19 protein-coding genes and 3 pseudogenes are annotated in these 21,984 nt (G+C 66.9%); 5 read left to right on the top strand and 17 right to left on the bottom strand.

Features of this window, described 5'->3' with window-relative positions; translation table 11 throughout:
- The first annotated feature begins 165 nt into the window (after positions 1–165).
- Positions 166–825 (top strand): efflux transporter SmeDEF transcriptional repressor SmeT, encoded by a 660-nt coding sequence (gene smeT, locus ACZK2V_RS19880; RefSeq protein WP_107433300.1) that lies wholly within the window; start codon positions 166–168, stop codon positions 823–825.
- A gap of 45 nt (positions 826–870) precedes the next feature.
- Complete coding sequence (locus ACZK2V_RS19885; RefSeq protein ID WP_071229052.1) at positions 871–1,863, top strand: Gfo/Idh/MocA family protein; 993 nt, start codon at positions 871–873, stop codon at positions 1,861–1,863.
- A gap of 54 nt (positions 1,864–1,917) precedes the next feature.
- Here the strand turns inward: ACZK2V_RS19885 and hslU are convergent, their stop codons facing one another.
- From hslU to ACZK2V_RS19930, 9 genes and pseudogenes are all read right to left on the bottom strand, one after another.
- Positions 1,918–3,291, bottom strand: coding sequence for an ATP-dependent protease ATPase subunit HslU (gene hslU, locus ACZK2V_RS19890; RefSeq protein ID WP_014038532.1), 1,374 nt, complete (start codon positions 3,289–3,291; stop codon positions 1,918–1,920).
- A 103-nt stretch (positions 3,292–3,394) separates the two neighbouring features.
- Positions 3,395–3,944, bottom strand: a pseudogene (gene hslV / locus ACZK2V_RS19895) (ATP-dependent protease subunit HslV).
- A gap of 173 nt (positions 3,945–4,117) precedes the next feature.
- Positions 4,118–4,318 (bottom strand): DUF3079 domain-containing protein, encoded by a 201-nt coding sequence (locus tag ACZK2V_RS19900; protein ID WP_032129030.1) that lies wholly within the window; start codon positions 4,316–4,318, stop codon positions 4,118–4,120.
- Positions 4,319–4,395: 77 nt separating this feature from the next.
- A complete protein-coding gene (xerC, locus tag ACZK2V_RS19905; RefSeq protein WP_107433297.1) occupies positions 4,396–5,286 on the bottom strand; it encodes a tyrosine recombinase XerC in 891 nt (296 codons plus the stop codon).
- Positions 5,287–5,299: 13 nt separating this feature from the next.
- Complete coding sequence (locus ACZK2V_RS19910; protein WP_049463225.1) at positions 5,300–5,974, bottom strand: DUF484 family protein; 675 nt, start codon at positions 5,972–5,974, stop codon at positions 5,300–5,302.
- A pseudogene (dapF, locus tag ACZK2V_RS19915) lies at positions 5,971–6,826 on the bottom strand (diaminopimelate epimerase). Before dapF ends, ACZK2V_RS19910 begins: the two are co-directional and overlap by 4 nt.
- Positions 6,819–7,091, bottom strand: a complete 273-nt coding sequence (gene lptM / locus ACZK2V_RS19920) for an LPS translocon maturation chaperone LptM (RefSeq protein WP_005411097.1) — start codon at positions 7,089–7,091, stop codon at positions 6,819–6,821. Before lptM ends, dapF begins: the two are co-directional and overlap by 8 nt.
- A 69-nt stretch (positions 7,092–7,160) precedes the next feature.
- Complete coding sequence (locus ACZK2V_RS19925) at positions 7,161–7,586, bottom strand: YbaN family protein (protein ID WP_049463222.1); 426 nt, start codon at positions 7,584–7,586, stop codon at positions 7,161–7,163.
- Between the two features lie 54 nt (positions 7,587–7,640).
- Positions 7,641–9,752, bottom strand: a complete 2,112-nt coding sequence (locus ACZK2V_RS19930; protein WP_486322717.1) for a S9 family peptidase — start codon at positions 9,750–9,752, stop codon at positions 7,641–7,643.
- A gap of 192 nt (positions 9,753–9,944) precedes the next feature.
- Here ACZK2V_RS19930 and ACZK2V_RS19935 point away from each other — a divergent pair, with 192 nt between their 5' ends.
- Complete coding sequence (locus tag ACZK2V_RS19935; protein ID WP_049399229.1) at positions 9,945–11,132, top strand: pyridoxal phosphate-dependent aminotransferase; 1,188 nt, start codon at positions 9,945–9,947, stop codon at positions 11,130–11,132.
- A gap of 136 nt (positions 11,133–11,268) precedes the next feature.
- On the opposite strand, the gene ACZK2V_RS19940 is transcribed toward ACZK2V_RS19935, so the two are convergent.
- Both ACZK2V_RS19940 and ACZK2V_RS19945 read right to left on the bottom strand, forming a co-directional pair.
- Positions 11,269–13,365, bottom strand: a complete 2,097-nt coding sequence (locus tag ACZK2V_RS19940; RefSeq protein ID WP_197615758.1) for a prolyl oligopeptidase family serine peptidase — start codon at positions 13,363–13,365, stop codon at positions 11,269–11,271.
- A 69-nt stretch (positions 13,366–13,434) separates the two neighbouring features.
- A pseudogene (locus ACZK2V_RS19945) lies at positions 13,435–13,759 on the bottom strand (hypothetical protein).
- 127 nt (positions 13,760–13,886) lie between these two features.
- Between ACZK2V_RS19945 and ACZK2V_RS19950 the strand changes: the two are divergent.
- Positions 13,887–14,489: a lipocalin family protein gene (locus ACZK2V_RS19950; protein WP_010481371.1), complete on the top strand. Its 603-nt coding sequence runs from the start codon at positions 13,887–13,889 to the stop codon at positions 14,487–14,489.
- A 121-nt stretch (positions 14,490–14,610) separates the two neighbouring features.
- Here ACZK2V_RS19950 and ACZK2V_RS19955 read toward each other — a convergent pair whose 3' ends face one another.
- From ACZK2V_RS19955 to ACZK2V_RS19965, 3 genes are all read right to left on the bottom strand, one after another.
- Complete coding sequence (locus ACZK2V_RS19955; RefSeq protein WP_032129021.1) at positions 14,611–15,300, bottom strand: methionine ABC transporter permease; 690 nt, start codon at positions 15,298–15,300, stop codon at positions 14,611–14,613.
- Complete coding sequence (locus ACZK2V_RS19960) at positions 15,297–16,304, bottom strand: methionine ABC transporter ATP-binding protein (RefSeq protein ID WP_032129022.1); 1,008 nt, start codon at positions 16,302–16,304, stop codon at positions 15,297–15,299. The genes ACZK2V_RS19955 and ACZK2V_RS19960 overlap by 4 nt, the downstream gene beginning before the upstream one ends.
- A gap of 200 nt (positions 16,305–16,504) precedes the next feature.
- Positions 16,505–17,401, bottom strand: coding sequence for a DMT family transporter (locus ACZK2V_RS19965; RefSeq protein ID WP_107433295.1), 897 nt, complete (start codon positions 17,399–17,401; stop codon positions 16,505–16,507).
- A gap of 183 nt (positions 17,402–17,584) precedes the next feature.
- On the opposite strand from ACZK2V_RS19965, the gene ACZK2V_RS19970 reads away from it, so the two are divergent.
- Positions 17,585–18,067 carry a YajQ family cyclic di-GMP-binding protein gene (locus ACZK2V_RS19970; RefSeq protein ID WP_006471121.1) on the top strand — a complete coding sequence of 161 codons (483 nt, stop codon included), beginning with the start codon at positions 17,585–17,587 and terminating at the stop codon, positions 18,065–18,067.
- Positions 18,068–18,102: 35 nt separating this feature from the next.
- On the opposite strand, the gene ACZK2V_RS19975 is transcribed toward ACZK2V_RS19970, so the two are convergent.
- The 3 genes from ACZK2V_RS19975 to ACZK2V_RS19985 all read right to left on the bottom strand — a co-directional run bounded on the left by ACZK2V_RS19975 (position 18,103) and on the right by ACZK2V_RS19985 (position 21,966).
- Positions 18,103–19,197, bottom strand: a complete 1,095-nt coding sequence (locus tag ACZK2V_RS19975) for a helix-turn-helix domain-containing protein (RefSeq protein WP_240792089.1) — start codon at positions 19,195–19,197, stop codon at positions 18,103–18,105.
- A 157-nt stretch (positions 19,198–19,354) separates the two neighbouring features.
- The gene (locus ACZK2V_RS19980; protein ID WP_049399218.1) at positions 19,355–20,482 is read right to left on the bottom strand and encodes an NAD(P)-dependent alcohol dehydrogenase; all 1,128 of its coding nucleotides are present in this window, start codon (positions 20,480–20,482) and stop codon (positions 19,355–19,357) included.
- Between the two features lie 17 nt (positions 20,483–20,499).
- Positions 20,500–21,966 (bottom strand): benzaldehyde dehydrogenase, encoded by a 1,467-nt coding sequence (locus ACZK2V_RS19985; protein WP_071228883.1) that lies wholly within the window; start codon positions 21,964–21,966, stop codon positions 20,500–20,502.
- Positions 21,967–21,984 lie beyond the last annotated feature (18 nt).

Raw genomic sequence — 21,984 nt, forward strand, 5'->3', positions numbered from 1 at the left:
CGAAGGTGAAGACCGTGCGAACAGCGCCCACCCGGGTGGAGTGGGAGCCGGACGGGCCTGCCACGCACACGACGGGAATGATGGGTGCGAAATATACATACATGCTTGTTTGTTTGTAAACCGGTACAATTCAGCCACGTTTCACCCGCACTCGTACCCACACCCATGGCCCGCAAGACCAAAGAGGACACCCAGGCAACCCGGGAAGGCATCCTTGACGCCGCCGAAGCCTGCTTCCATGAACATGGCGTGGCCCGTACCACGCTGGAGATGATCGGTGCCCGCGCCGGCTATACCCGTGGCGCGGTGTACTGGCACTTCAAGAACAAGAGCGAGGTGCTGGCCGCGATCGTCGAACGGGTGCACCTGCCCTTCATGCAGGAACTGGAGCGCACCTCCACCGACCAGCGCGACACACCGGTGCACGACCTGCGCGCAGTGATGATCCACTCGTTCATCGAGCTGTCCGAGGACGAACGCCTGCGCAAGACCATGGAGATCATGCTGCGCAGTGACGCCTCGGCCGATACCAAGGTGCTGACCGAAATGCAGCAGGCCGGCTTCCGCGATGCGCTGGACCGGATGGAGCGCGCCCTGCGCCGGGCCCAGGACCTGGGCCAGCTGCGCGAAGGCGCGGACCCGAAGATCGCCTCGCGCATGCTGCACGCCACTGTGCTGGGCGTACTGCATGGCGCGATGGTCGAACCGGAACTGATGGACCTCAAGCGCGACGGCATGCTTGCGCTGGACATGACCCTGGCCGCCTACGTGAAAGAAGGCGTGTTCGTGCCCGGGACGGTGCCCGAGCCGCTGCCCGAAGCGTGAGTAGAGCTGCTGCCGCCACCGCGACACTCATCTGAGGACGGACCCATGATCCTGGACAACGTGGTGTGGGGCTTCATCGGCTGCGGCAGCGTCACCGAGAAGAAGAGCGGGCCGGCTCTGGCCAACACGCCGGGCTCACGGGTGGCGGCGGTCATGCGCCGCAATGCGGCGTTGGCCGAGGATTATGCGCGGCGCCATGCGATTCCCCGCTGGTACGCGGACGCCGATGCACTCATCGCCGACCCGGAAGTGAACGCGATCTATGTTGCGACGCCGCCCTCCACGCACATGCACTACGCATTGCAGGCGATTGCCGCGGGCAAGCCGGTCTACATCGAAAAGCCGATGGCCATGGACCACGGCGAGTGCCAGCGCATCATTGAAGCCAGCGCGCGCAGCGGCGTGCCGGTGTTCGTGGCCTACTACCGTCGCGCCCTGCCCCGCTTCGCGCAGGTGAAGCAGCTGCTGGACAGCGGCGCGATCGGCACGCCGCGCAGCGTGCGCGCCACCTTGCACCGGCCGCATTCGGCGAACGCTGCATCGCCGGACTTCTGGCGAACCGATCCGGCGATCGCCGGCGGCGGGCTGTTCGTCGATCTGGGCTCGCATACCCTGGACCTGCTGGACCATTTGCTGGGGCCGCTGAGCGATGTGCGTGGCCTGGCCAGCTCGTTGACCGGCGCCTACGTCGCCGAGGACAGCGTCTCGATGTGCTTCCGCACCGGCACGGGGGCGCACGGCATCGCGCAATGGAGCTTCTGCGCGTTCCGCCGCCAGGATGAAATCGAAATCACCGGCGATCGCGGACAGCTGCGCTTTGCCACCTTTGAGGATGTTCAAGTGGTTCTGGAGACCGAGGCCGGCGTGCAGGCGTTCGATATCCCGAACCCGCCGTCGATCCAGCAGCCGTTGATCGCCACTCTGGTGGATGAGCTGCGCGGCAACGGCCACTCGCCATCGAACGGCATCAGCGCCGCCCGCACCAGCGCGGTGATCGACCAGGTGCTGCAGGCCTACCGCACGCGGCACTCGCGCTGACCGCCAACGCAGAAGGCCGCCTTTCGGCGGCCTCATGCTTTGCAGCGTCGGGCATTACAGGATGTAGCGGCTCAGGTCCGGGTCCTGCACCAGCTCGCCCAAGTGTGCATCGACGTAGGCGCTGTCGATGGCGAGGGTTTCACCGTCGCGGTCCGGTGCCTCGTAGCTGAGCGAATCCAACAGCCGCTCCAGTACGGTGTGCAGTCGACGGGCACCGATGTTCTCCTGGCGCTCGTTCACCTGGAAGGCGATCTCGGCCAGACGATCAATGGCATCGGCAGTGAAGCTGACCTTGACGCCTTCGGTGGCCAGCAGCGCTTCGTACTGCTTGGTCAGCGCGGCCTTCGGCTCGGTCAGGATGCGCACGAAATCACCCTTGCTCAGCGCACCCAGCTCCACGCGGATCGGGAAGCGGCCCTGCAGCTCCGGAATCAGATCGCTGGGCTTGGCCAGGTGGAACGCACCCGAAGCAATGAACAGGATGTGGTCGGTCTTGATCGTGCCGTACTTGGTGGACACGTTGGAGCCTTCCACCAGCGGCAGCAGGTCGCGCTGCACGCCTTCGCGCGAGACGTCGCCACCACCCACGTTGTCACCACGCTTGGCGACCTTGTCGATCTCGTCGATGAAGACGATGCCGTGCTGCTCGCAGGCCTCGATCGCGGCAGTGCGGATGTCGTCCTCGTTGACCAGCTTGCCGGCTTCTTCCTCGATCAGCAGCGGACGCGCGGCCTTGATGGTCAGCGTGCGCTTGTGCGCCTTGGCGCCGCCGCCGAGGTTGGCGAACATCGACTTCAGCTGCTGGCCCATTTCCTCCATGCCCGGCGGGGTCATGATGTCCATGCTGACGTTGGCAGCCAGGTCGAGCTCGATCTCGCGTTCGTCCAGCTCACCGTTGCGCAGCATCTTGCGGAACTTGATGCGGGTCTCGTTGTCCTGCGCCGACGGCTCGTTGCGGGCGACTTCCGGATCGAAACCGATGCCACCGCTGCGGCGCGGCAGCAGCGCATCGAGGATGCGGTCTTCGGCGCGCTCCTCGGCCTGGGTACGCACGCGCACCTTGGCCTGTTCGCGGTACAGCTTGACCGCGGTATCGGCCAGGTCGCGGATGATCTGCTCGACGTCCTTGCCGACGTAGCCGACTTCGGTGAAGCGGGTGGCTTCAACCTTGACGAACGGCGCGTTGGCCAGGGTGGCCAGTCGACGCGCGATCTCGGTCTTGCCGACGCCGGTCGGGCCGATCATCAGGATGTTCTTCGGCATCACTTCATTGCGCAGCTCGGGCACCAGCTGCATGCGGCGCCAGCGGTTGCGCAGGGCAATGGCCACGGCGCGCTTGGCGTCGTGCTGGCCCACGATATGCCGGTCCAGTTCCTGCACGATCTCGCGCGGGGTCATGGTGGCGGAGGAAACTTCGATCTTCGACATGGATGTGCTCACGGATTCATTGTCGGTAGTGCCGGCCACTGGCCGGCAACCAGGCACGCGTGCGGGGGATCATGAGGTTGCCGGCCAGCGGCCGGCACGACCCTCACAGCTCCTCGACCACCACGTTGCGGTTGGTGTAGATGCAGATGTCGCCGGCAATGCCGATCGCTTCGCTGGCAATGGTGCGCGCATCCAGTTCGGTGTGCGCCATCAGTGCGCGCGGCCGACAGTGCATAGGAACCACCGGAACCGATGGCGATGATGCCGTCCTCCGGCTCGATCACATCACCGGTGCCGCTGATGATCAGCGAGGTTTCCTTGTCGGCCACTGCCAGCAGGGCCTCGAGCTTGCCGAGGCGGCGCTCGGTGCGCCAATCCTTGGCCAGTTCGACCGCAGCGCGCTGCAGCTGGCCGTGCTTTTCCAGCTTGGCCTCGAACAGCTCGAACAGGGTGAAGGCATCGGCGGCGGCACCGGCGAAGCCGGCCAGCACCTGGCCGTCACGGCCAAGGCGGCGCACCTTGCGCGCATTGCCCTTCATCACGGTGTGGCCCAGCGTGACCTGGCCGTCGCCGGCAATGGCCACGTGCTCGCCGCGACGGACGCAGACGATGGTGGTGGCGTGGAAAACGTTGGGATTCTGACTGGGGTCCATGCGGCCTCCGATAGCTGTTCCCGGGACATGGGGACAGCGCCGGGTGCGATCAAGCCTGTGCGGATGGCTGCCGTTCAGCGCTTGGCCGCGCCCCATCGACAGGAGGGCGCCTTTCTGACGAGCGCATCGCAATGCGCGCGGATCCCACCGCCCGAACGTGGAACGCCTGCCGTTCAGCGCTTGGCCTGCGACGGCCGGTCCGGATTCGGCTCGATGCCCCAGGCGAGGTACCAGTCTTCACCCTGCGTCTCGATCGGGTGCTGGGTGCGGCCGGAGCCATTGCCGCAGGCCAGGGCGTCAGCCGCGCAGTAGCGGTCGCAGCCCCAGCAGATGCGCTCGGGGTGTTTGGGATGCAACGGTATGGGCTTCGCCATGGTGGCGGTGTCCTCGTGGCCTGCGGCCACGATGCGCCGATAGCGCCCGCCCTGCCCTGATCCAGATCAAGGGCGCGCTATTCAGCCTTGTCGTCCTTGCCGCGGCGCTTCGCACGTGGATGCGCGGCGTCGTAGACCTTGGCCAGGTGCTGGAAATCGAGGTGGGTGTAGATCTGGGTGGTGGCGATGTCGGCATGGCCAAGCAGTTCCTGCACACCGCGCAGGTCGCCGGACGATTCCAGGATGTGGCTGGCGAAACTGTGCCGCAGCATGTGCGGGTGCACGTGCTTGAACAGGCCCTGGCGCTGCGCCAGCTGGCGGATGCGGATCTGCACCGCACGCTGGCTGATCGGCCCGTTGCGACCGGGAAACACCGGCGAGGCCGGGCCGCCGCCACTTTCCGCACGCCACGCCTGCAGCGCTTCGCGTGCCGGCCGGCCGAACGGTACGCGACGCTGGCGGTTGCCCTTGCCCAGCACGTTGACCAGGCCGCTGTCGAAATCCAGGTCGCGCCAGGTCAGCGCGCAGACTTCGCTCAGGCGCAGGCCAGAGGAATAGAACAATTCCAGCAGCGCGCGGTCACGGCGGCCGAGTTCACCTTCCGGTTCCAGCTCGACCAGCTGCACGGCTTCGTCGGCGTCAAGCACCTGCGGCAACCGGCGCGGCGCACGCGGCGCCTTCAGCGTCGCCGCCGGACTGACCTCGATGCGCCCGTGCTTGAGCAGCCAGGCATAGAAGCTGCGGCAGGCCGACAAGCGGCGCTGCAGGCTCTTGGCTGACAGGCCTCTGCGGTGCTCGTCGGCAACGAACTGGCGCAGCGCCTCGGCATCGAGTGCGTCCACCGCAACACCGCGCGGCTCGGCCCAGACCGACAACGCGTCCAGGTCACGGCGGTAGGCATCGAGCGTATGCGCCGACATCCGCCGCTCTACCTGCAGATGCTGCAGGAAGGCCTGTACCGCGCTCATCGTCGTGTCCTGCTCAGCCCGGGAAGCGCTTCAGGCCGGTGGCCAACGCATCGCCCATCATGCGCAGGAACAGCGTGCCCATGCCCGGGTAGAAGCGGTTCGGGTCGTGGCTGCCCACAGCAATCAGGCCCACGCCCGGCAACGGCAACAGCGCGGTGGTCTGCACTTCTTCGCTGCGCACGCCATACAGCACGGCGTTCTTTTCCGGCTGCAGGCGGCCGCAGATCGGCTCGCCGTCGTTCAGACAATCGCGGAACGGGCCCAGCTGCGCATCATCGGCAGCAATCACCTGCAGCCAGTCGGCCTGCTCCAGCCCAGCCACCGGCGCGTGCACCACCAATCGCACCAGGTCGCCGGCGAAATCTTCCTGCAGCGAGGCTGCCATCGCACGCAGGGTGTCGGCGGCGTTGTCCTGCTTCATCAGCGCCAGGGTCAGCTGATGCGTGCGCACTGCCAGGCGTTCATTGACCTGGGCGGTGGCACCCAGATCGGCCAACCGTCGTGCCAGCTCGCGGTTCTTCTCGCGCAGCACTTCCAGCTGGTAGCTGGCCAGCGACGCGGTCGGGCCGTCGTCGCGTGGCACCACCAGGGTCAGGGCCAGGTCCGGGAACTGCTTGAGGAAGCCGGGATGTCGCCGCAACCAGGCAGCGACTTCATGGGCCCCGAGCTTGTCGACGGTTTCGGTCATGCGATCCACTCCCCTTCGAAGACGAATGCGGTCGGGCCGGCCATCACCACCGGCTGGCCATCGCCCGGCCACTGGATGCGCAGGTCACCCCCGGGCAGGCTGATGCGCGCGTCGCGCTGCAGGCGGCCACGCTGCATCAGGGTCACCGCAGCGGCGCAGGCGCCGCTGCCGCAGGCCAGGGTTTCGCCGACGCCACGTTCATTCACACGCAGACGTGCATGCGCCGGGCCCATCACCTGGGCAAAACCCACGTTCACCGAGCGCGGGAACGAGGCATGCTGCTGCAGCAGCGAACCGACGCGCTCGACCGGTGCTGCATCGATCAGGCCCACTTCGATCACCGCATGCGGATTGCCCATCGACACCGCGGCAAAGCGTATGCTCTCGCCCTGCAACGGCAGCAGGTACTCCTCGCGTGCATGGGCGAAGCCCACCAGCGGCACGTTGACCGGCTCGAACGCAGGCACGCCCATGGTCACCGCGAACTGGCCATCGCCAAGGGCCTTCACCTCATGACTGGCCAGCGGGCTGTCGATGACGAACTGATCCCCCTGCGCACTGCCCTCACGCACCAGCCAGGCCGCAATGCAGCGCGCCGTTGCCGTTGCCGCACTGCTCGGAGTTGGAACCGTCGGCATTCCAGATGCGGTACGACGCCACCGAGCCTTCCGCGCGCGGCGCTTCGATAGTCAGGATCTGATCGCAGCCGACGCCGGTGTGGCGGTCGGCCAGGCGCGCGGCCAGTTCAGGCGTGGGCGGCGCAGTGCCGTCACGCAGGTCGATCACTACGAAATCATTGCCCGCGCCATGCATCTTGCTGAAGCGCAGGGCCTTGGAACCGGCCTTACTCATTCCCGCCGCCCACCTTCTTCGCAGGCGCAGGCGCCGGTTGCGTGGTCGGTGCAGCCGGCTCCACGGTCGTGGCCGGGGTGCCGCTGCCTTCGGTCTGCGCCGGGGTCGCTTCGGTAGCGGGCTCGGCAACCGGTTCGACGGTTTCTTCCACCGGCACCGGCTTCTGCGGCAGTACCAGCGGGCCCTTGTTGCCGCAGGCGGCGAGGAACAGCAGCGAAGCCGCTGCCAGCGGAATCAGGATGGCGTTTCGATGGGGGATCTTCATGCCCCGAGTATAGCCATTGGCGGCTGAGCGGTTGGTGCAGGGAACCGGGGTGCCGGCCAGCGGCCGGCACTACCGCTCCGGTGGCGGCAGCGGCCGGGTCCACAGCCAGATCGCCACCACGGTCATGCTGCCGATCGAGAACCACTTCACCCAGGCGATCGGCACGCACCACAGCATGATGCCGGCGCACACTGCCATGGTGATCGTGGCCATCCACTTGCCGTAGCGGCTGACCGCCCCGTGTGCCTGCCAGTTGGCAATGGCCGGGCCGAAGCGCGGGTGCTGCAGCAGCCAGTTGTGCAGGCGCTCGGAACCACGCGAGGCAGCCCAGGCCGAGATCAGGATGAATACGGTGGTGGGAAGGCCCGGCACGAAGATGCCGACGATACCGGTGCCCAGGCTGACGTAGGCCAGCAGCCACCACGCCCAGCGGAAACGCACCACGCGCGGTGGCGTGGCAGCATCGCGGGATGCGGAGGGGTCGGGCTGGCTCATGGCCGCAAGGATACCGGTTCGGGATGCCAGGCAACGCCCGGCACCCCTGCACCATTACGGCTGGGCGATGCCCAGCTGCTGCAGCACGAACGCGTACGACTCGGACAGTTCACGGTAGCGCTGGAAGCGCCCCGACTTGCCGCCGTGGCCGGCTTCCATGTTGGTGCGGAACAGGATCGGGTAATGGCCGGTGTTGTCGTCACGCAGCTTGGCCACCCACTTGGCCGGCTCCCAGTACTGCACCTGCGAATCCCACAGACCGGTGCCCACGAACAGCGCCGGGTACGCCTGCTGCTTCACGTTGTCGTAGGGCGAGTAGGACAGCATGTAGTCGTAATACTGCTTCTGCTCGGGGTTGCCCCACTCGTCGTATTCGTTGGTGGTCAGCGGAATGGTCGGGTCGAGCATGGTGGTGACCACGTCGACAAACGGTACCTGCGCCACCATCACCCGGTAGTCCTGCGGCGCCTGGTTGGCCACGGCGCCCATCAGCAGGCCACCGGCGCTGCCGCCGGACGCGGCGACGCGATCCTTCGCCGCCCAGCCCTGTGCGACCAGGCCGCGGGTGACGTCGATGAAGTCGTTGAAGGTGTTCTGCTTGTGCAGCAGTTTGCCGTTCTCGTACCAGTCGCGGCCCATCTCCTGGCCGCCACGGATATGGGCGATGGCATACACCACGCCACGATCGAGCAGGCTCACCGCGGTCTGGTTGAAGTACGGATCCATCGACATGCCGTAGCTGCCATAGGCGTACTGGAACAGCGCGCCCTTGCCGTCCTTCTGGTAGCCCTTGCGGTAGACCAGCGACACCGGCACCTTCACGCCATCGCGTGCGGTGATCCAGACACGATCGGTTTCGTACTTCGACGCGTCATAGCCGATCACCGGCTGCACCTTCAGCTGGCGACGCTCGCCGGTGGCGGTGTTCAGCTCGAACACGGTGGTGGGGGTGGTCATCGAGGTGTAGACGTAGCGCAGCCACGGCGTATCGGCCTCGGTGTTGTCGCCCAGGCCCATCGAGTACGCCGGCTCATCGGCCTTCACGTAGTCGCTGCGGCCATCCTTGAACAGCAGGCGGATGCGTTCCAGGCCCTCGGAACGTTCGGCGATGGCGGTGTACGCATCGAACAGCTCGAAGCCTTCGATGAAAACCGCATCGTCATGCGCGATCCAGTCCTTCCACTGTGCGCGCGAGGTCGCATCGGTCGGTGCGGTGACCAGCTTGAAGTTCTTCGCACCGTCGTTGGTGCGGATCACCCAGCGGCCGTCGTAGTGGTCAGCGTCGTACTCCACATCGCGCTGGCGCGGCGCCAGTACGGTGAACGTGGTCGGGTCGCTGGCCGGCGCGTAGCGCTCTTCCGAGGACACAGTGCTGTGCACGCCGATGGTGATGAAGCGATCGTCGCGGGTGCGGCCGATGCCCATGTAGAAGCTGTCGTCCTTCTCTTCGTAGACGACGGTGTCGGCGCTGGCCGGAGTGCCCAGCACGTGCTTCTTCACGCGCACGGTCAGCAGGGTTTCCGGATCGTTCTCGACATACAGCACGGTGCGGTTGTCGTCGGCCCAGACCAGGTCGCCGGAGCTGCCGGTGATCGCATCAGGCAGCACCTTGCCGGTGGCCAGGTCCTTGAAGCGGATGGTGTACTGGCGGCGACCGACATCATCATCGGCCCAGGCCAGCAGCTGGTTGTCCTGGCTGACTTCCATCGAGCCGACGCTGAAGTAGCCCTTGCCGGCGGCCATCGTGTTGACGTTCAGCAGGATTTCCTCGGCGGCATCCATGCCGCCCTTGCGGCGTGCGTGGATCGGGTAGTCCTGGCCGGTCTCGAAGCGGCTGTAGTACCAGTAGCCACGCTCGCGCGCCGGCACGCTGGAATCGTCCTGCTTGATGCGGCCGACGATCTCCTTGTACAGGGTGTCTTCCAGCGGCTTCAACGGCGCCAGCAACTGGTCGGCATAGGCATTCTCGGCCTGCAGGTAGGCCAGCATGTCCTTGTTCTCGCGCTTGTCGTCGCGCAGCCAGTAATAGTCGTCGTTGCGGGTCGCGCCGAACGGCGCCTTGACCACATGCGGATGCTTGGCGGCATCCGGCGGAACGGGCGGCGTGGCGGCGGTGGCAGTGGTGGTCATCAGGCTCGCAAGCAACAGGCAGAGGGTGGATTTCATGAGATAAGGCTCCTTGAGCCGCAATGCAATGGCGTCCTTGTGCTCGAGTCTGGGTTGCAGGAGGGTTGCGGGCAACCCTGCGGATGGTCATGGGTCGTGCTGGCCGCTGGCCGGCAACCTCGGGATAAACAGAGGCGGGTGGTTGCCGGCCAGCGACCGGCACTACCAGGACGCGCGGCGTACCATGGGCACATGAGTACCCTGCCCCACACGCCGGGCTACAGCCGGCGCAGCCATGAAATCGCTCCGTTCCACGTGATGTCCCTGCTGGCCCGCGCGCAGGCGCTGGAACAGGCGGGCCACGATGTGATCCATCTGGAAATCGGCGAACCGGACTTCACCACGGCCGAACCGGTCGTGCGTGCCGGCCAGGCCGCATTGGCCGCCGGCCATACCCGCTACACCGCCGCACGTGGCCTGCCGGCCCTGCGCCAGGCGATCAGTGGCTTCTATCGCAGCCACTACGGGCTGGATATCGATCCCGAACGCATCCTGGTCACTCCCGGCGGCTCCGGTGCGCTGCTGCTGGCCAGCAGCCTGCTGGTCGATCCGGGCCGCCACTGGCTGCTGGCCGACCCCGGATATCCCTGCAACCGTCATTTCCTGCGCTTGGTGGAAGGCGGTGCACAGCTGGTTCCGGTCGGCCCGGACACCGCCTACCAGCTCACGCCGTCGCTGGTGGAACAGCACTGGAATGCCGACAGCGTCGGCGCACTGGTGGCCTCCCCCGCCAATCCGACCGGCACCGTGCTGTCCGCCGACGAACTGGCGGCACTGTCGCAGGCCCTGCACGCGCGTGGCGGCCATCTGGTGGTGGACGAGATCTACCACGGCCTGACCTACGGCCTGGATGCACCCAGCGTGCTGCAGGTGGATGACAGCGCGTTCGTGCTGAACAGCTTCTCCAAATATTTCGGCATGACCGGCTGGCGGCTGGGTTGGCTGGTGGCTCCGCCGGCGGCGGTGCCGGACCTGGAGAAGCTGGCACAGAACCTGTACATCAGCGCGTCGAGCATCGCCCAGCATGCCGCACTCGCCTGCTTCAGCGAGGAATCGATGGCGATCTTCGAGCAGCGCCGCGAGGCGTTCCGCCAGCGTCGCGACTATCTGCTGCCGGCGCTGCGCGAGCTTGGTTTCCGCATCGAAGTGGAACCGCAGGGTGCGTTCTACCTGTACGCCGACGTCAGCGCGTTCACCGATGACGCGCAGGCGTTCTGTGCGCACTTCCTGGAAACCGAACACGTGGCGTTCACCCCGGGCCTGGATTTCGGTTTCCATCGCGCCAATCAGCATGTGCGCCTGGCCTATACCCAGGAAGTGCCGCGGCTGCAGGAGGCGGTGGCGCGGATTGCACGCGGGTTGAAGAGCTGGGGCGCCTGATCGATCTGCGCGAACGGCATCCACGCATGGCGTGGATCTACTGACCCAGCGCACGATACGTAGGTAGATCCACGCCATGCGTGGATACGTAAACCCAACGAAAAACGCCGCCCTGGGGCGGCGTTTTCCGTTCTGCTTACTTGCCGCCCAACCGCTCCCACAGGAAGCTGTAGGCCAGTGCGGACATGTGTGCGGCCTGCGCGTTGTTGGCTGCGCCGCCGTGGCCACCTTCGATGTTCTCGTAGTAGGTCACGTCCTTGCCGGCGTCGATCATCTTCGCCGCCATCTTGCGGGCATGGCCCGGGTGCACGCGGTCATCGCGGGTGGAGGTAGTGAACAGCACCGGCGGGTAGTTCTTCTTCTCGTTGAACAGATGGTACGGCGAGAAGGTCTTGATGAACTCCCAGTCGCTGGTGTCCGGGTTGCCGTATTCGGCCATCCACGAGGCACCGGCCAACAGGTGGCTGTAGCGCTTCATGTCCAGCAGCGGCACCTGCACCACCACTGCACCGAACAGTTCCGGGTACTGGGTCAGCATGTTGCCGGTCAGCAGGCCACCGTTGCTGCCACCCTGCACGCCCAGGTGCTTGGCGCTGGTGATCTTGCGCTTGACCAGATCGCGCGCCACCGCAGCCATGTCTTCATAGGCCTTGTGACGGTTCTGCTTCAGCGCTGCCTGGTGCCAGCGCGGGCCGTACTCGCCACCACCACGGATGTTGGCGACCACGTACACACCGCCCTTCTCCAGCCAGGCGCGGCCCATGCCACCGGAGTAATTCGGGGTCAGCGAGATCTCGAAGCCACCATAGCCGTACAGCAGGGTCGGGTTGGAGCCGTCCAGCTTCATCGCCTTGTCGTGCACCACGAAGTACGGCACGCGGGTGCCGTCCTTGCTGGTGGCGAAGTGCTGCTCGATCACCTTGCCCTTGGCATCGAAGAAGGCCGGCATGGTCTTCAACGTTTCCGGCGCCTGGCCGATCTCGGCCAGAGCCAGCGTGGTCGGGGTCAGGTAGTCGGTGGCGGTCAGCCACACCGCATCGCTGTCGTTGCTGTCCACTGCGCCCACGGCCAGCGTGCCAAAGGCCGGCGCGCCGACGAAGCGGCTGGTCTGCCAGCCATCGGCGCCCGGGGTCAGCACCGACAGGCGGTTCTTGACGTCATCCAGCACGTTCAGCACCAGGTGGCTCTTGGTCCAGGTGGCGCCGGCCAGCGAGGTGGTCGCGGTCGGGGTGAACAGCACCTCGAAGTCGCGCTTGCCGGCCAGGTAGTCATCCAGCTTGGTGGCCAGCAGCGAACCGGACGCGTAGGTCTTGCCGCCCACGGTCCACGGATCGCGCAGTTCCAGGGTCAGCCACTGCTTGTGCAGGCCCTTCTCGGCCGAGTTCGGCGCGTCGATCTTGGTCAGCGTGCCGTCGTCGCCACGCAGGTAGAGCTCGTTGTTGTAGAACGCCAGCGTGCGGCTGACCAGGTTGCGCTCGAAGCCCGGGGTGTCATCGTGCATCGCCGCGATGTACATGTCTTCCGGCTTGCCTTCGTACACCACGGTGGCCGAGGTCATCGGCGTGCCGCGCTTCCACAGCTTGGCCACGCGCGGGTAGCCGGAGGTGGTCATCGAGCCCGCACCGAAGTCGGTGTAGACGAACACGGTGTCGCGGTCGACCCAGTTGAGGCCGCCCTTGGACTCGGGACGGAAGAAGCCGTCCTTGATCCAGGTCTTGTTGGCCAGGTCGAACTCACGGGTGACGTCGGCGTCGGCGCCGCCGCGCGACAGCGCGATCAGGCAGCGGCTGTAGTCCGGGCGCAGGCAATCGGCGCCATGCCAGACCCAGTTCTCACCCTCGGCCTTGTTCAGCGCATCCAGGTCGAGCACGGTTTCCCACTGCGGCGAGGCCTTGCGGTACTCGGCCAGGGTGGTGCGCCGCCACAGGCCGCGCTCGTGCTGCTGGTCCTTCCAGAAGTTGTAGTAGTAGTCGCCGATCTTCTGCACGCCGGGGATCTTGGCATCGGAGTCGAGCACCTCGCGGATGCTGGTCTCCATCTGCTTGAAGGCCGGGGTCTGCGCCAGGCGCGCCTCGGACTTGGCGTTCTGTTCCTTGACCCAGGTCAGCGGCTTGTCGCCGGTGACGTCTTCGAGCCAGGCGTAGCGATCGGTGTCTTCAGCGGCCACGGCGGTCCCCACCGAGGCAGCGGTCATCATGCCGGCCAGCAGGCAGGCGGAAGCGAGTCGAGACATTGCAGCTCCAGGCAGTCATAAGCCGTGGAACGCTAGCATGGATCGCCGCGGCCGCCCCCGTGTCGAAGGTCAGGCCGCGGCGGTGGAGCCGCGACGGCCTCGCGCCGCCCCGCCGCTACGGCGACGTGCCTGTCCACCGGTACGACGCGCCAGCCGCAGCCACGACAGGCGCGGCAACGGAAAGCGCAGCAACGCCCACCAGGCCACCAGCGGCATGCCCACCAGCCACATGGGTAGCCAGCCCAGCCAGGCACTGCTGCCGCGCGGCCGGCCAGACCAGTACCAGCGCCATACCGGCCAGGGCCAGCTGCTGCACGCTGCGCAGCAGGCGCGGGTCGGCACGCTCGAGAATGACGCGTTCAGTTGCAGAGCGGCGGACGGAACGTGCGTTCATGGGGCTTCTCCGGTGGACAATGCAACACAGCATGGGCAACCCCCTTCTCACAGGTTGCGACACCATTGACGGATCGCGTGCACACAGTCGACCATGCGCGTGCAAGCCCACTGGAGCCCGCTCCCGCATGACTTCGATCCGCCCGCTCTGCGCCGCGCTGCTGGCCCTTTCCCTGGCCGGCCCCGCCGTGGCCGCCAGTGAGCCGCCGTCGCCCCGTACCAGCGCCTCTGGTGCGGCTGCCCTGGACGCACCGATCGACCTGAAGCGCTTCATGGGTACCTGGTACGTGATCGGCCGCGTACCGAACTTCATCGAACGTGGCCATGTCGCCAGCGTCAACGAGTACGAGTTGCGCGATGCGCACAAGGTCGGCATCACCTACCGCTACCGTGATGGCTTCGGCGAACCGCTGCAGGAAGTGCGTGCCCGCGCCAGCGTCGACCCGGACAGTGGCAACCACGGCTGGCGCACCTGGTTCTACCGCGTGGTGCCCACCCATTCGAGGGTGCTGGAAGTAGCGCCGGATTACTCGTGGGCACTGATCGGCTACCCGGGCCGCGAAATGGCCTGGATCTTCTCGCGTACACCGGACATGGACAAAGCCCTGTACAAGGAGCTGGCCGAGCGCCTGCGTGACGAGTACGGCGTGAACACCGACAAGCTCAAGCGCGTGCCGCAGCACCCGGAGCAGGTCGGCAAGCTGGGCTACGAAGTACCGAACGTGCGTTGATTGCAGGTGGGATTGCCGGCCAGCGGCCGGCACTACCGTTTCCAGGCAATGGGGTAGAGCCGGCCGCTGGCCGGCTGCCGCGATGCACCGGGCGACGCCGGGGCAGCGCCCCGGCGCCTCGTCATTTGCGGCTGTAATGCGCGACCAGGCGGTCGCCGAGCATCTGCAGCAGCTGCACCAGAACCAACAGCAGGACCACGGTAACCAGGGCCACGTCGGTGTGCGAACGCTGGTAGCCATCGCGGAACGCCAGATCACCAAGGCCGCCGGAACCAATCGCACCGCCCATCGCGGTGAAGCCGATCAGCGCCACGGTGGTGACCGTCGCACCGGCGATCAGGCCGGGGCGCGCCTCGGGCAGCAGCACGCGGGTGACCAGCTGCCAGGTGGTTGCACCCATCGACTGGGTCGCTTCGATCACGCCACGGTCCACTTCGCGCAGTGCGGTTTCGACCAGGCGCGCGTAGAACGGCGCGGCACCGATCACCAGTGGCACGATCGCACCGCGTACCCCCAGCGACGTCCCCATCAGGAACAGGGTGACCGGGATCAGCACGATCATCAGGATGATGAAAGGCACCGAGCGCAACAGGTTCACCACCAGCGCCAGCACGCCGTAGGCGAACGGACGGCGCTTCATCTGCGGCGCGCCGAACAGGTACAGCAGCACGCCCAGCGGCAGGCCGATGGCCAGGGTCAGCGGCAGCGAACCGAGCAGCATCAGCAGAGTGTCGATGGTGGCCTGGCCGATGTCGGCCCACTTGCCCGCATCCAGGTGGCGGAAGAATCCGCCGGCAGTGGCGATGATCATCGACGCAGCTCCTCAACGTGCACGCCGGCGGCCACGAACGCGGCCTGCGCGGCGGACTGGTCACCGCCCACCAGGGCGACCACCAGCTGGCCATACGGGGTGTCCTTGATCCGGTCGATACGGCCGGACAGGATGTTGTAGTCGACCCCGGTCTCCCGCGCGACACTGCCGAGCAGGGGTTCGTAGGTGTCTCCGCCGAGGAAGGTCAGCCGCACGATGCGGCCACCGACGGCATCGAAATCACGATGCAGCGCGCCTTCATCCACGTGCTCCGATTCGCTGACGAAACGGCGCGTGGTCGGGTGCTGCGGATGCAGGAACACCCGGGTGACCGGCCCGGTCTCGACCATCTGGCCGGCGTCGAGCACGGCGACACGGTCGCAGACACGGCGGATCACATCCATCTCGTGGGTGATCAGCACGATGGTCAGGCCCAGCTCGCGGTTGATCTTCGACAGCAGCGACAGCACCGAGGCCGTGGTCTGCGGATCCAGCGCGCTGGTGGCCTCGTCGCACAGCAGGATCTGCGGGCGGGTCGCCAGCGCACGGGCGATGCCGACGCGCTGCTTCTGCCCACCGGACAGCTGTGCCGGGTACTTCTGCGCGTGCGCCTCCAGGCCCACGGTCTGCAGCAGCTCGGCCACGCGTGCATCGATCTCCGCCTTCGGCGTGCCCGCCAGCTCCAGCGGGAAGGCAACGTTGCCGGCCACCGTGCGCGACGACAGCAGGTTGAAGTGCTGGAAGATCATGCCGATGCGCCGGCGCAGCGCGCGCAGGCCGTCCGCATCCAGTGCGGTGACATCCTCGCCACCGATCAGCAGGCGACCACCGCTGGGCTCTTCCAGGCGGTTGATCATGCGGATCAGGGTCGACTTGCCGGCGCCGGAATGGCCGATGATGCCGAATACCTCACCGGCCTCGATGGTCAGGTCCAGCGGCTGCAGCGCGCTGACTGCGCGGCCGGCAACGGCATAGGATTTGTGCAGGCGCTGGAACTCGATCACGGGCGTGGCTCACCGGCTGGGTGACGGAAGGGGGCGTGCAGCCTACCAGCGCAGGCGGTCGCGCGCCCGCGCCATGGGCCAGAATGTTATTCCTTTTGGTTCTAAGTCGCCCGCACCCGGTAGTGTCGGCCGCTGGCCGGCACCTGCAGCGATCCCTCCGGGGCAAGGAGTTGCCGGCCAGCGGCCGGCACTACCCCGGCTCAGGGATGATCCAGCGGCTTCGGCGGTTCCTGCCGGTTCACCCGCTCACGGTGCAGCAGGTACAGCCCCGAGGCGACGATGATCGCCGCGCCCACCCAGGTATAGCTGTCCGGCAGCTGGCCCCAGAAGGCCAGGTCCCAGCCGATCACCCAGACCAGGCCGCTGTACTCCAACGGCGCGATCATCGAGGCCTCGCCCAGCTGGAACGCCTTGGTCAGGGCAATCTGGCCCAGCGCCCCAGCCAGTCCCATGCCGGCGATCAGCGGCGCATGCGCCAGCTGCAGTGGCACCCAGCCGGGAAGGGCCAACAGACCGGCACCGATGGCCATGATCACCAGGAACCAGACCACCATCGACTGCGAGGTATCGGTGCGGGTGAGCAGGCTGACCGTGATCGCGGCGATGGCATAGGCGGTGGCCGCCGCCAGCACCATCAACCCCGGCACCGAGATGAAGCCGTCCACGCCCGGCCGCAGCACCACCAGCACGCCGACCAGGCCGATGCCGATGGCCACCCAGCGCCGCGGGCCAACCCGCTCACCCAGCAACGGCACCGACAGCGCGGCGATCAGCAGTGGGGCAACGAAATAGATGGTGTAGGCGGTGGACAGCGGCAGGTCACGCAGGGCGAACACGAAGCAGCCGATCATCGCCATGCCCAGCCCACCACGCAGCAGGTGCAGGCCCCAGCGGCGCGGGATCAGCGAGCGCGGGCCGGCGCTGACCAGCACCCAGACCAGCACGAACGGCAACGAAGCCGCCCCACGCAGGAAGGTCACTTCCAGAGTGGGATAGCTGGCCGACAGCTGCTTCATGCCAGCATCCATCAGCGAGAAACAGGCGACCGCAGCGACCATCCAGGCCACCGCACGCGAAGGGGAGCGTTGCACGTTCATGGCCCATTATCGCCGACAGCACCGGTTTGTAGAGTCGAGCTTGCTCGACTGCTCTTCACAAAGCCGCCGAGCATGGCTCGGCGCTACAAGGGAGGGAGCGAGTCGAGCAAGCTCGACTCCACAAAACGGGTATGCAGCCAGCGCGATAGAATGACCGCCACTGAATTCTGCGGAGCACCGCCCATGCCTTCCTTCGACGTCGTGTCCGAAGTCGACACCCACGAGCTGACCAACGCCATCGACCAGGCCAACCGTGAACTGGCCACCCGCTTCGACTTCAAGGGCGTGGACGCCAAGTTCGAACGCGATGGCGATGTCATCAACCAGACGGCGCCGACCGAGTTCCAGCTCAAGCAGATGAACGACATCCTGCGCGCACGCCTGGCCGCGCGCGGCATCGACGTGCTCAGCCTGGAGTTCGGCGACATCGAAACCAACCTGGCCCAAGCCCGGCAGAAGATCACCGTCAAGCAGGGCATCGAGCAGAAGATCGCCAAGAAGATCGCGGCGGCACTGAAGGACGCCAAGCTGAAGGTGGAAAGCCAGATCAACGGCGACAAGCTGCGCGTGCAGGGCAAGAAGCGCGACGATCTGCAGGACGCCATCGCCGTGCTCAAGGCCGGCAAGTTCGAACTGCCGCTGCAGTTCAACAACTTCCGCGACTGATGCCCCCGCCGGGCCCTGCCCGGTGGACTACGCGGTCAATCGCGCAGCAGCTTGTACAGCGTGGTACGCGAGATTCCCAACTGGCGTGCGGCCAGGCTGAGGTTGCCGTCAGCGGCCTGGGCCGCGCGACGCGCGGCCTCACGCTGCTGGTCACGCAGCAGCGGCGCGCCTGGATCTGCCGGGGTGCTCCGCACAGTAGACCGGTGCGCCGCGCCCCGCGGCCCCTGCAGACGCTGCAGGTAGACCGCACTGCCCTCGCCCAGCCGGACCCGATGCGCTGCGCCCGGTTGCAGCAGCCGACGCCGTTGCGCCGCACTGGCACCGGAAAACAGCGCTTCCAGACCCAGCAGCGGCAACGGCCCGCGCCGTGGCAGGCCCAGCAGGCGCCGTGCAACGCGGTTGGCTGCACGCAGCTGGCCATCCTCCTGCACCGCCAGCAGTCCCTGCAGCGGTGACGCCAGCCAGCGCGGATCATGTTGCACGGCCAGCAGGTGTACGTCAGTGAGGCTGTGGAACAAGCGATTTTCGCTGGCCAGCGCAGCCTGCCGGAAATAGCCCTGCAGCAGCGCGGGATCGCGCTCGCCAAGACCGGTGATATCGATCACTCCGCAGACCCGACCGTCGAGATCGTGCAGTGGCTCGCTCAGGCAGAACACCGGCGCGAACCGCTGCAGGTAGTGTTCGTTGCCGCGCACCAGTGCCGGCACATCGTCGGCCAGGCTGACCGCTGGCGCGGTGGTGCCGATCTCGGTCTCGCCCAGCTGTCGCCCGACCTGGATCGGCCGCAGCAAGGGAGCATCTTCCAGTCCGTGGGCCTGCTGCGCGATCACCATGCCGTCGCGGTTGGCGCAGAACATCGTCCAGCCACGCCCACCGAAGGCCGCCCAGAGCTGTTCCAGCTCCGGCTGCACGCAACGCGCCAGGCGCCGGTCATCGGGATGGGACAGATGGCGGCCATCGCCCAGCAGCGGCCGATAGTCCGGCTCCTGCCCCGGCTGCAGGCCCGCCGCGCGCGAACGCAGCCATGACTGCTGCAGCGGCAGCGGCAACACGCCCAATGAGCGCGCATCGCCGTCGGCGAAAGCGGCACGTGCCGCCACCAGTTGTTGCTGCCCGACTGTCGTGGCCATCATGGACGCAGCGTACACCCGCCAGCGGCAACGCCATGTTACGTCTCGGCAACGGAGCGTTTCCGTTTCAAGACGCGTTCAAACAAAGGGGCAGAGCCGTTATGGAAAACGGATCTGCCCCATGCAGGCCAGCGGCCGGCACTACCAACAAGGGAAACTACGCCGCGATGCGCAGCACCGGCTTCAGGGTAATGCCACGGGTACTGTCTTCGGCGGCCTGGTTGATCTGTTCCAGCGGATAGAACTTCACCAGTTTGTCGAACGGGAAGCGTCCCTGCTGGAACAGGGTCACCAGCTGCGGAATGAACACCTGCGGCACACTGTCGCCCTCGACGATGCCGCGGATGCTGCGACCGCCGAGCAGCAGGTTGTTCACATCGAAACTGGCGGTGGTGCCCAGCTTCGGCGCACCGACCACGCCCATCATGCCCAGCCCACCCAGCGCCTCGACGCCAGCGGACAGCACGTCCGGACGACCGGTCGATTCCAGCGCGAAGTCAGCACCCCCACCCGTGATCGCACGCACCGCCTCGACCACATCGGTCTCCCGGCTGTTGACCACGTGGGTGGCCCCCAGCTCCAGAGCAAGCTCCAGGCGCGAAGGCACCACGTCGATGGCAATGATGGTGGTGGCCCCGGCCACCTTGGCCGCCATCACCGCGCTCAGGCCCACCGCACCGGCACCATAGCTTGCAAAGCTGCTGCCCGACCGCACCTGCAGCGAGTTGAGCACCGCACCGGCACCGGTCTGGATGCCGCACCCCAGCGGGCCCAGCAGTTCCAGTGGTGCGTCATCAGGCACCTTGATCGCATTGATCTCGCGGGCCAGCGCGTAGGTGGCAAACGAGGACTGGGCGAAGAAGTGATCGTGCAGCGGCTGGCCCTGCGCATCGGTGATCGCGGTATGGCCGTGACCATCATCGCCACCGAAGTTCAGGGCGAAGAAATCCCTGCAGTAAGCACCGTGTCCACCCCGGCAGGGATTGCAGTGACCACAGGCGCCGTAGGTCAGCACCACGTGATCCCCCGCCTTGAGGTCGCGCACGTTCGGGCCAACCGCTTCGACGATGCCCGCCCCCTCATGGCCCAGCACCGCCGGCAGCGGCACCGGATAGTACTGATCGCGCACGATCAGGTCGGTATGGCACAGGCCGGTGGCCACCACCTTCACCAGCACCTCGTCGTCCTGGGGACCGCGCAGCGTCGCCTGCTCGATGACGAAGGGCTGCTCCTTGCCGCGTACCACGGCGGCGGTGATCTCACGCGTTGCGTTGTTGTCGTTCATCGTGATGGCTCCTTCGATCAGATCGGGTAAGCGGGCGCTTCGCCCTTGACGGTCAACCACTGCCACTGGGTGAACTCCTCGCCGTTGGCCGGGCCACCGATGCTGGTGCCGTTGCCGGACGCGCCGACGCCGCCGAAGGGGTTGATCACCTCGTCATTCACGGTCTGGTCGTTGATGTGCAGCAGACCGGTACGCAGGCGCTCGCCGATCTTCAGCGCGCGGCCGACGTTGCTGGACACGATCGCCATCGACAGCCCGTACTCGCTGTCGTTGGCCAGGCGCACGGCTTCGTCGTCATCGTCGAACGGCACCACCACCGCTACCGGCGCGAAGATTTCCTCGCTGAAGGCCGGATTGTCGGCCGCAACGTTGCCGAGCACGGTGGGTGCGAAGAACAGCTCCCGGTGCGTGCCGCCCGCTTCCAGCGTGGCACCGGCCTGCACCGCCTGCTCGACCACGCGTGCAGCATGGTCGCGCTGGCCGGCATTGATCAGCGGGCCGATCGCCACGTCCTCACGTGCCGGGTCGCCTACCTTCAGCGCGTTGGCCTTGGCCACCAGTTTCTGCAGGAACGTGTCATGGATCTTCCGGTGCACCAGCACGCGGCCGGTCGCCATGCAGATCTGGCCCTGGTGCAGGTAGACGCCCCACGCGGTGTTGGCCACCGCCAGGTCCAGGTCCGCATCGTCCAGGATGATCAACGAATTCTTGCCACCCAACTCCAGCGAAACCTTTTTCAGGTGCTTGCCCGCCGCTTCGCCGACCTTGCGCCCGGCGGCGGTGGAACCGGTGAACTGGATCATCGCCACGTGCGGGTCACTGGTCAGCGCGGCCCCGGCCGCGCCATCGCCGGGCAGCATGTGCAGCACGCCTGCCGGCAGGCCCGCCTGCTCGAACAGGCGTGCGATCACCGCGCCACCACACACTGCCGTACGCGGGTCCGGCTTGAGAACCACAGCGTTGCCCAGCGCGATCGCCGGGGCCACCGCGCGCATCGCAAGGTAGAGCGGGAAGTTGAACGGCGAGATGACCCCGACCACGCCCAGCGGGCGGCGCCGCGCCAGGTTCAGCTTGCCCGGCTCGGAGGGCAGGATCTCACCCGTGCTGCGCGACGGCAGTGCGGCGGCCTCGTGCAGCGCCTTGATCGTCACCTTGGCCTCGAAGCCGGCCTTCAGGCGGGTCGAGCCGCTTTCGCGCACCAGCCACTCGACCAGGGTGTCGATGTTTTCTTCGGCCAGACGCGCGGCTTTGCGCAGCACGTCGGCACGCTGTTCGTAGGGCGCCGCCGCCCACGCCTGCTGCGCCTGTGCCGCGGCAGCCGCCGAACGCGCGATCTGCGCCGGGTCGGCCAGGCCGATCTCGCCCAACTCCTGGCCGGTGGCCGGTTCAATCACCGGGTGCCGTTGCGGGGCAGCCTGCCAGTGGCCATCAAAGAAGGCGCCGGCCCAGAGGGCGTCCGGCAGCCACGGGGAAGATGCAGTCATGGGTGTCCTCCTGTGTCG

The sequence above is a fragment of the Stenotrophomonas sp. 93052_Sma genome (assembly GCF_056481145.1).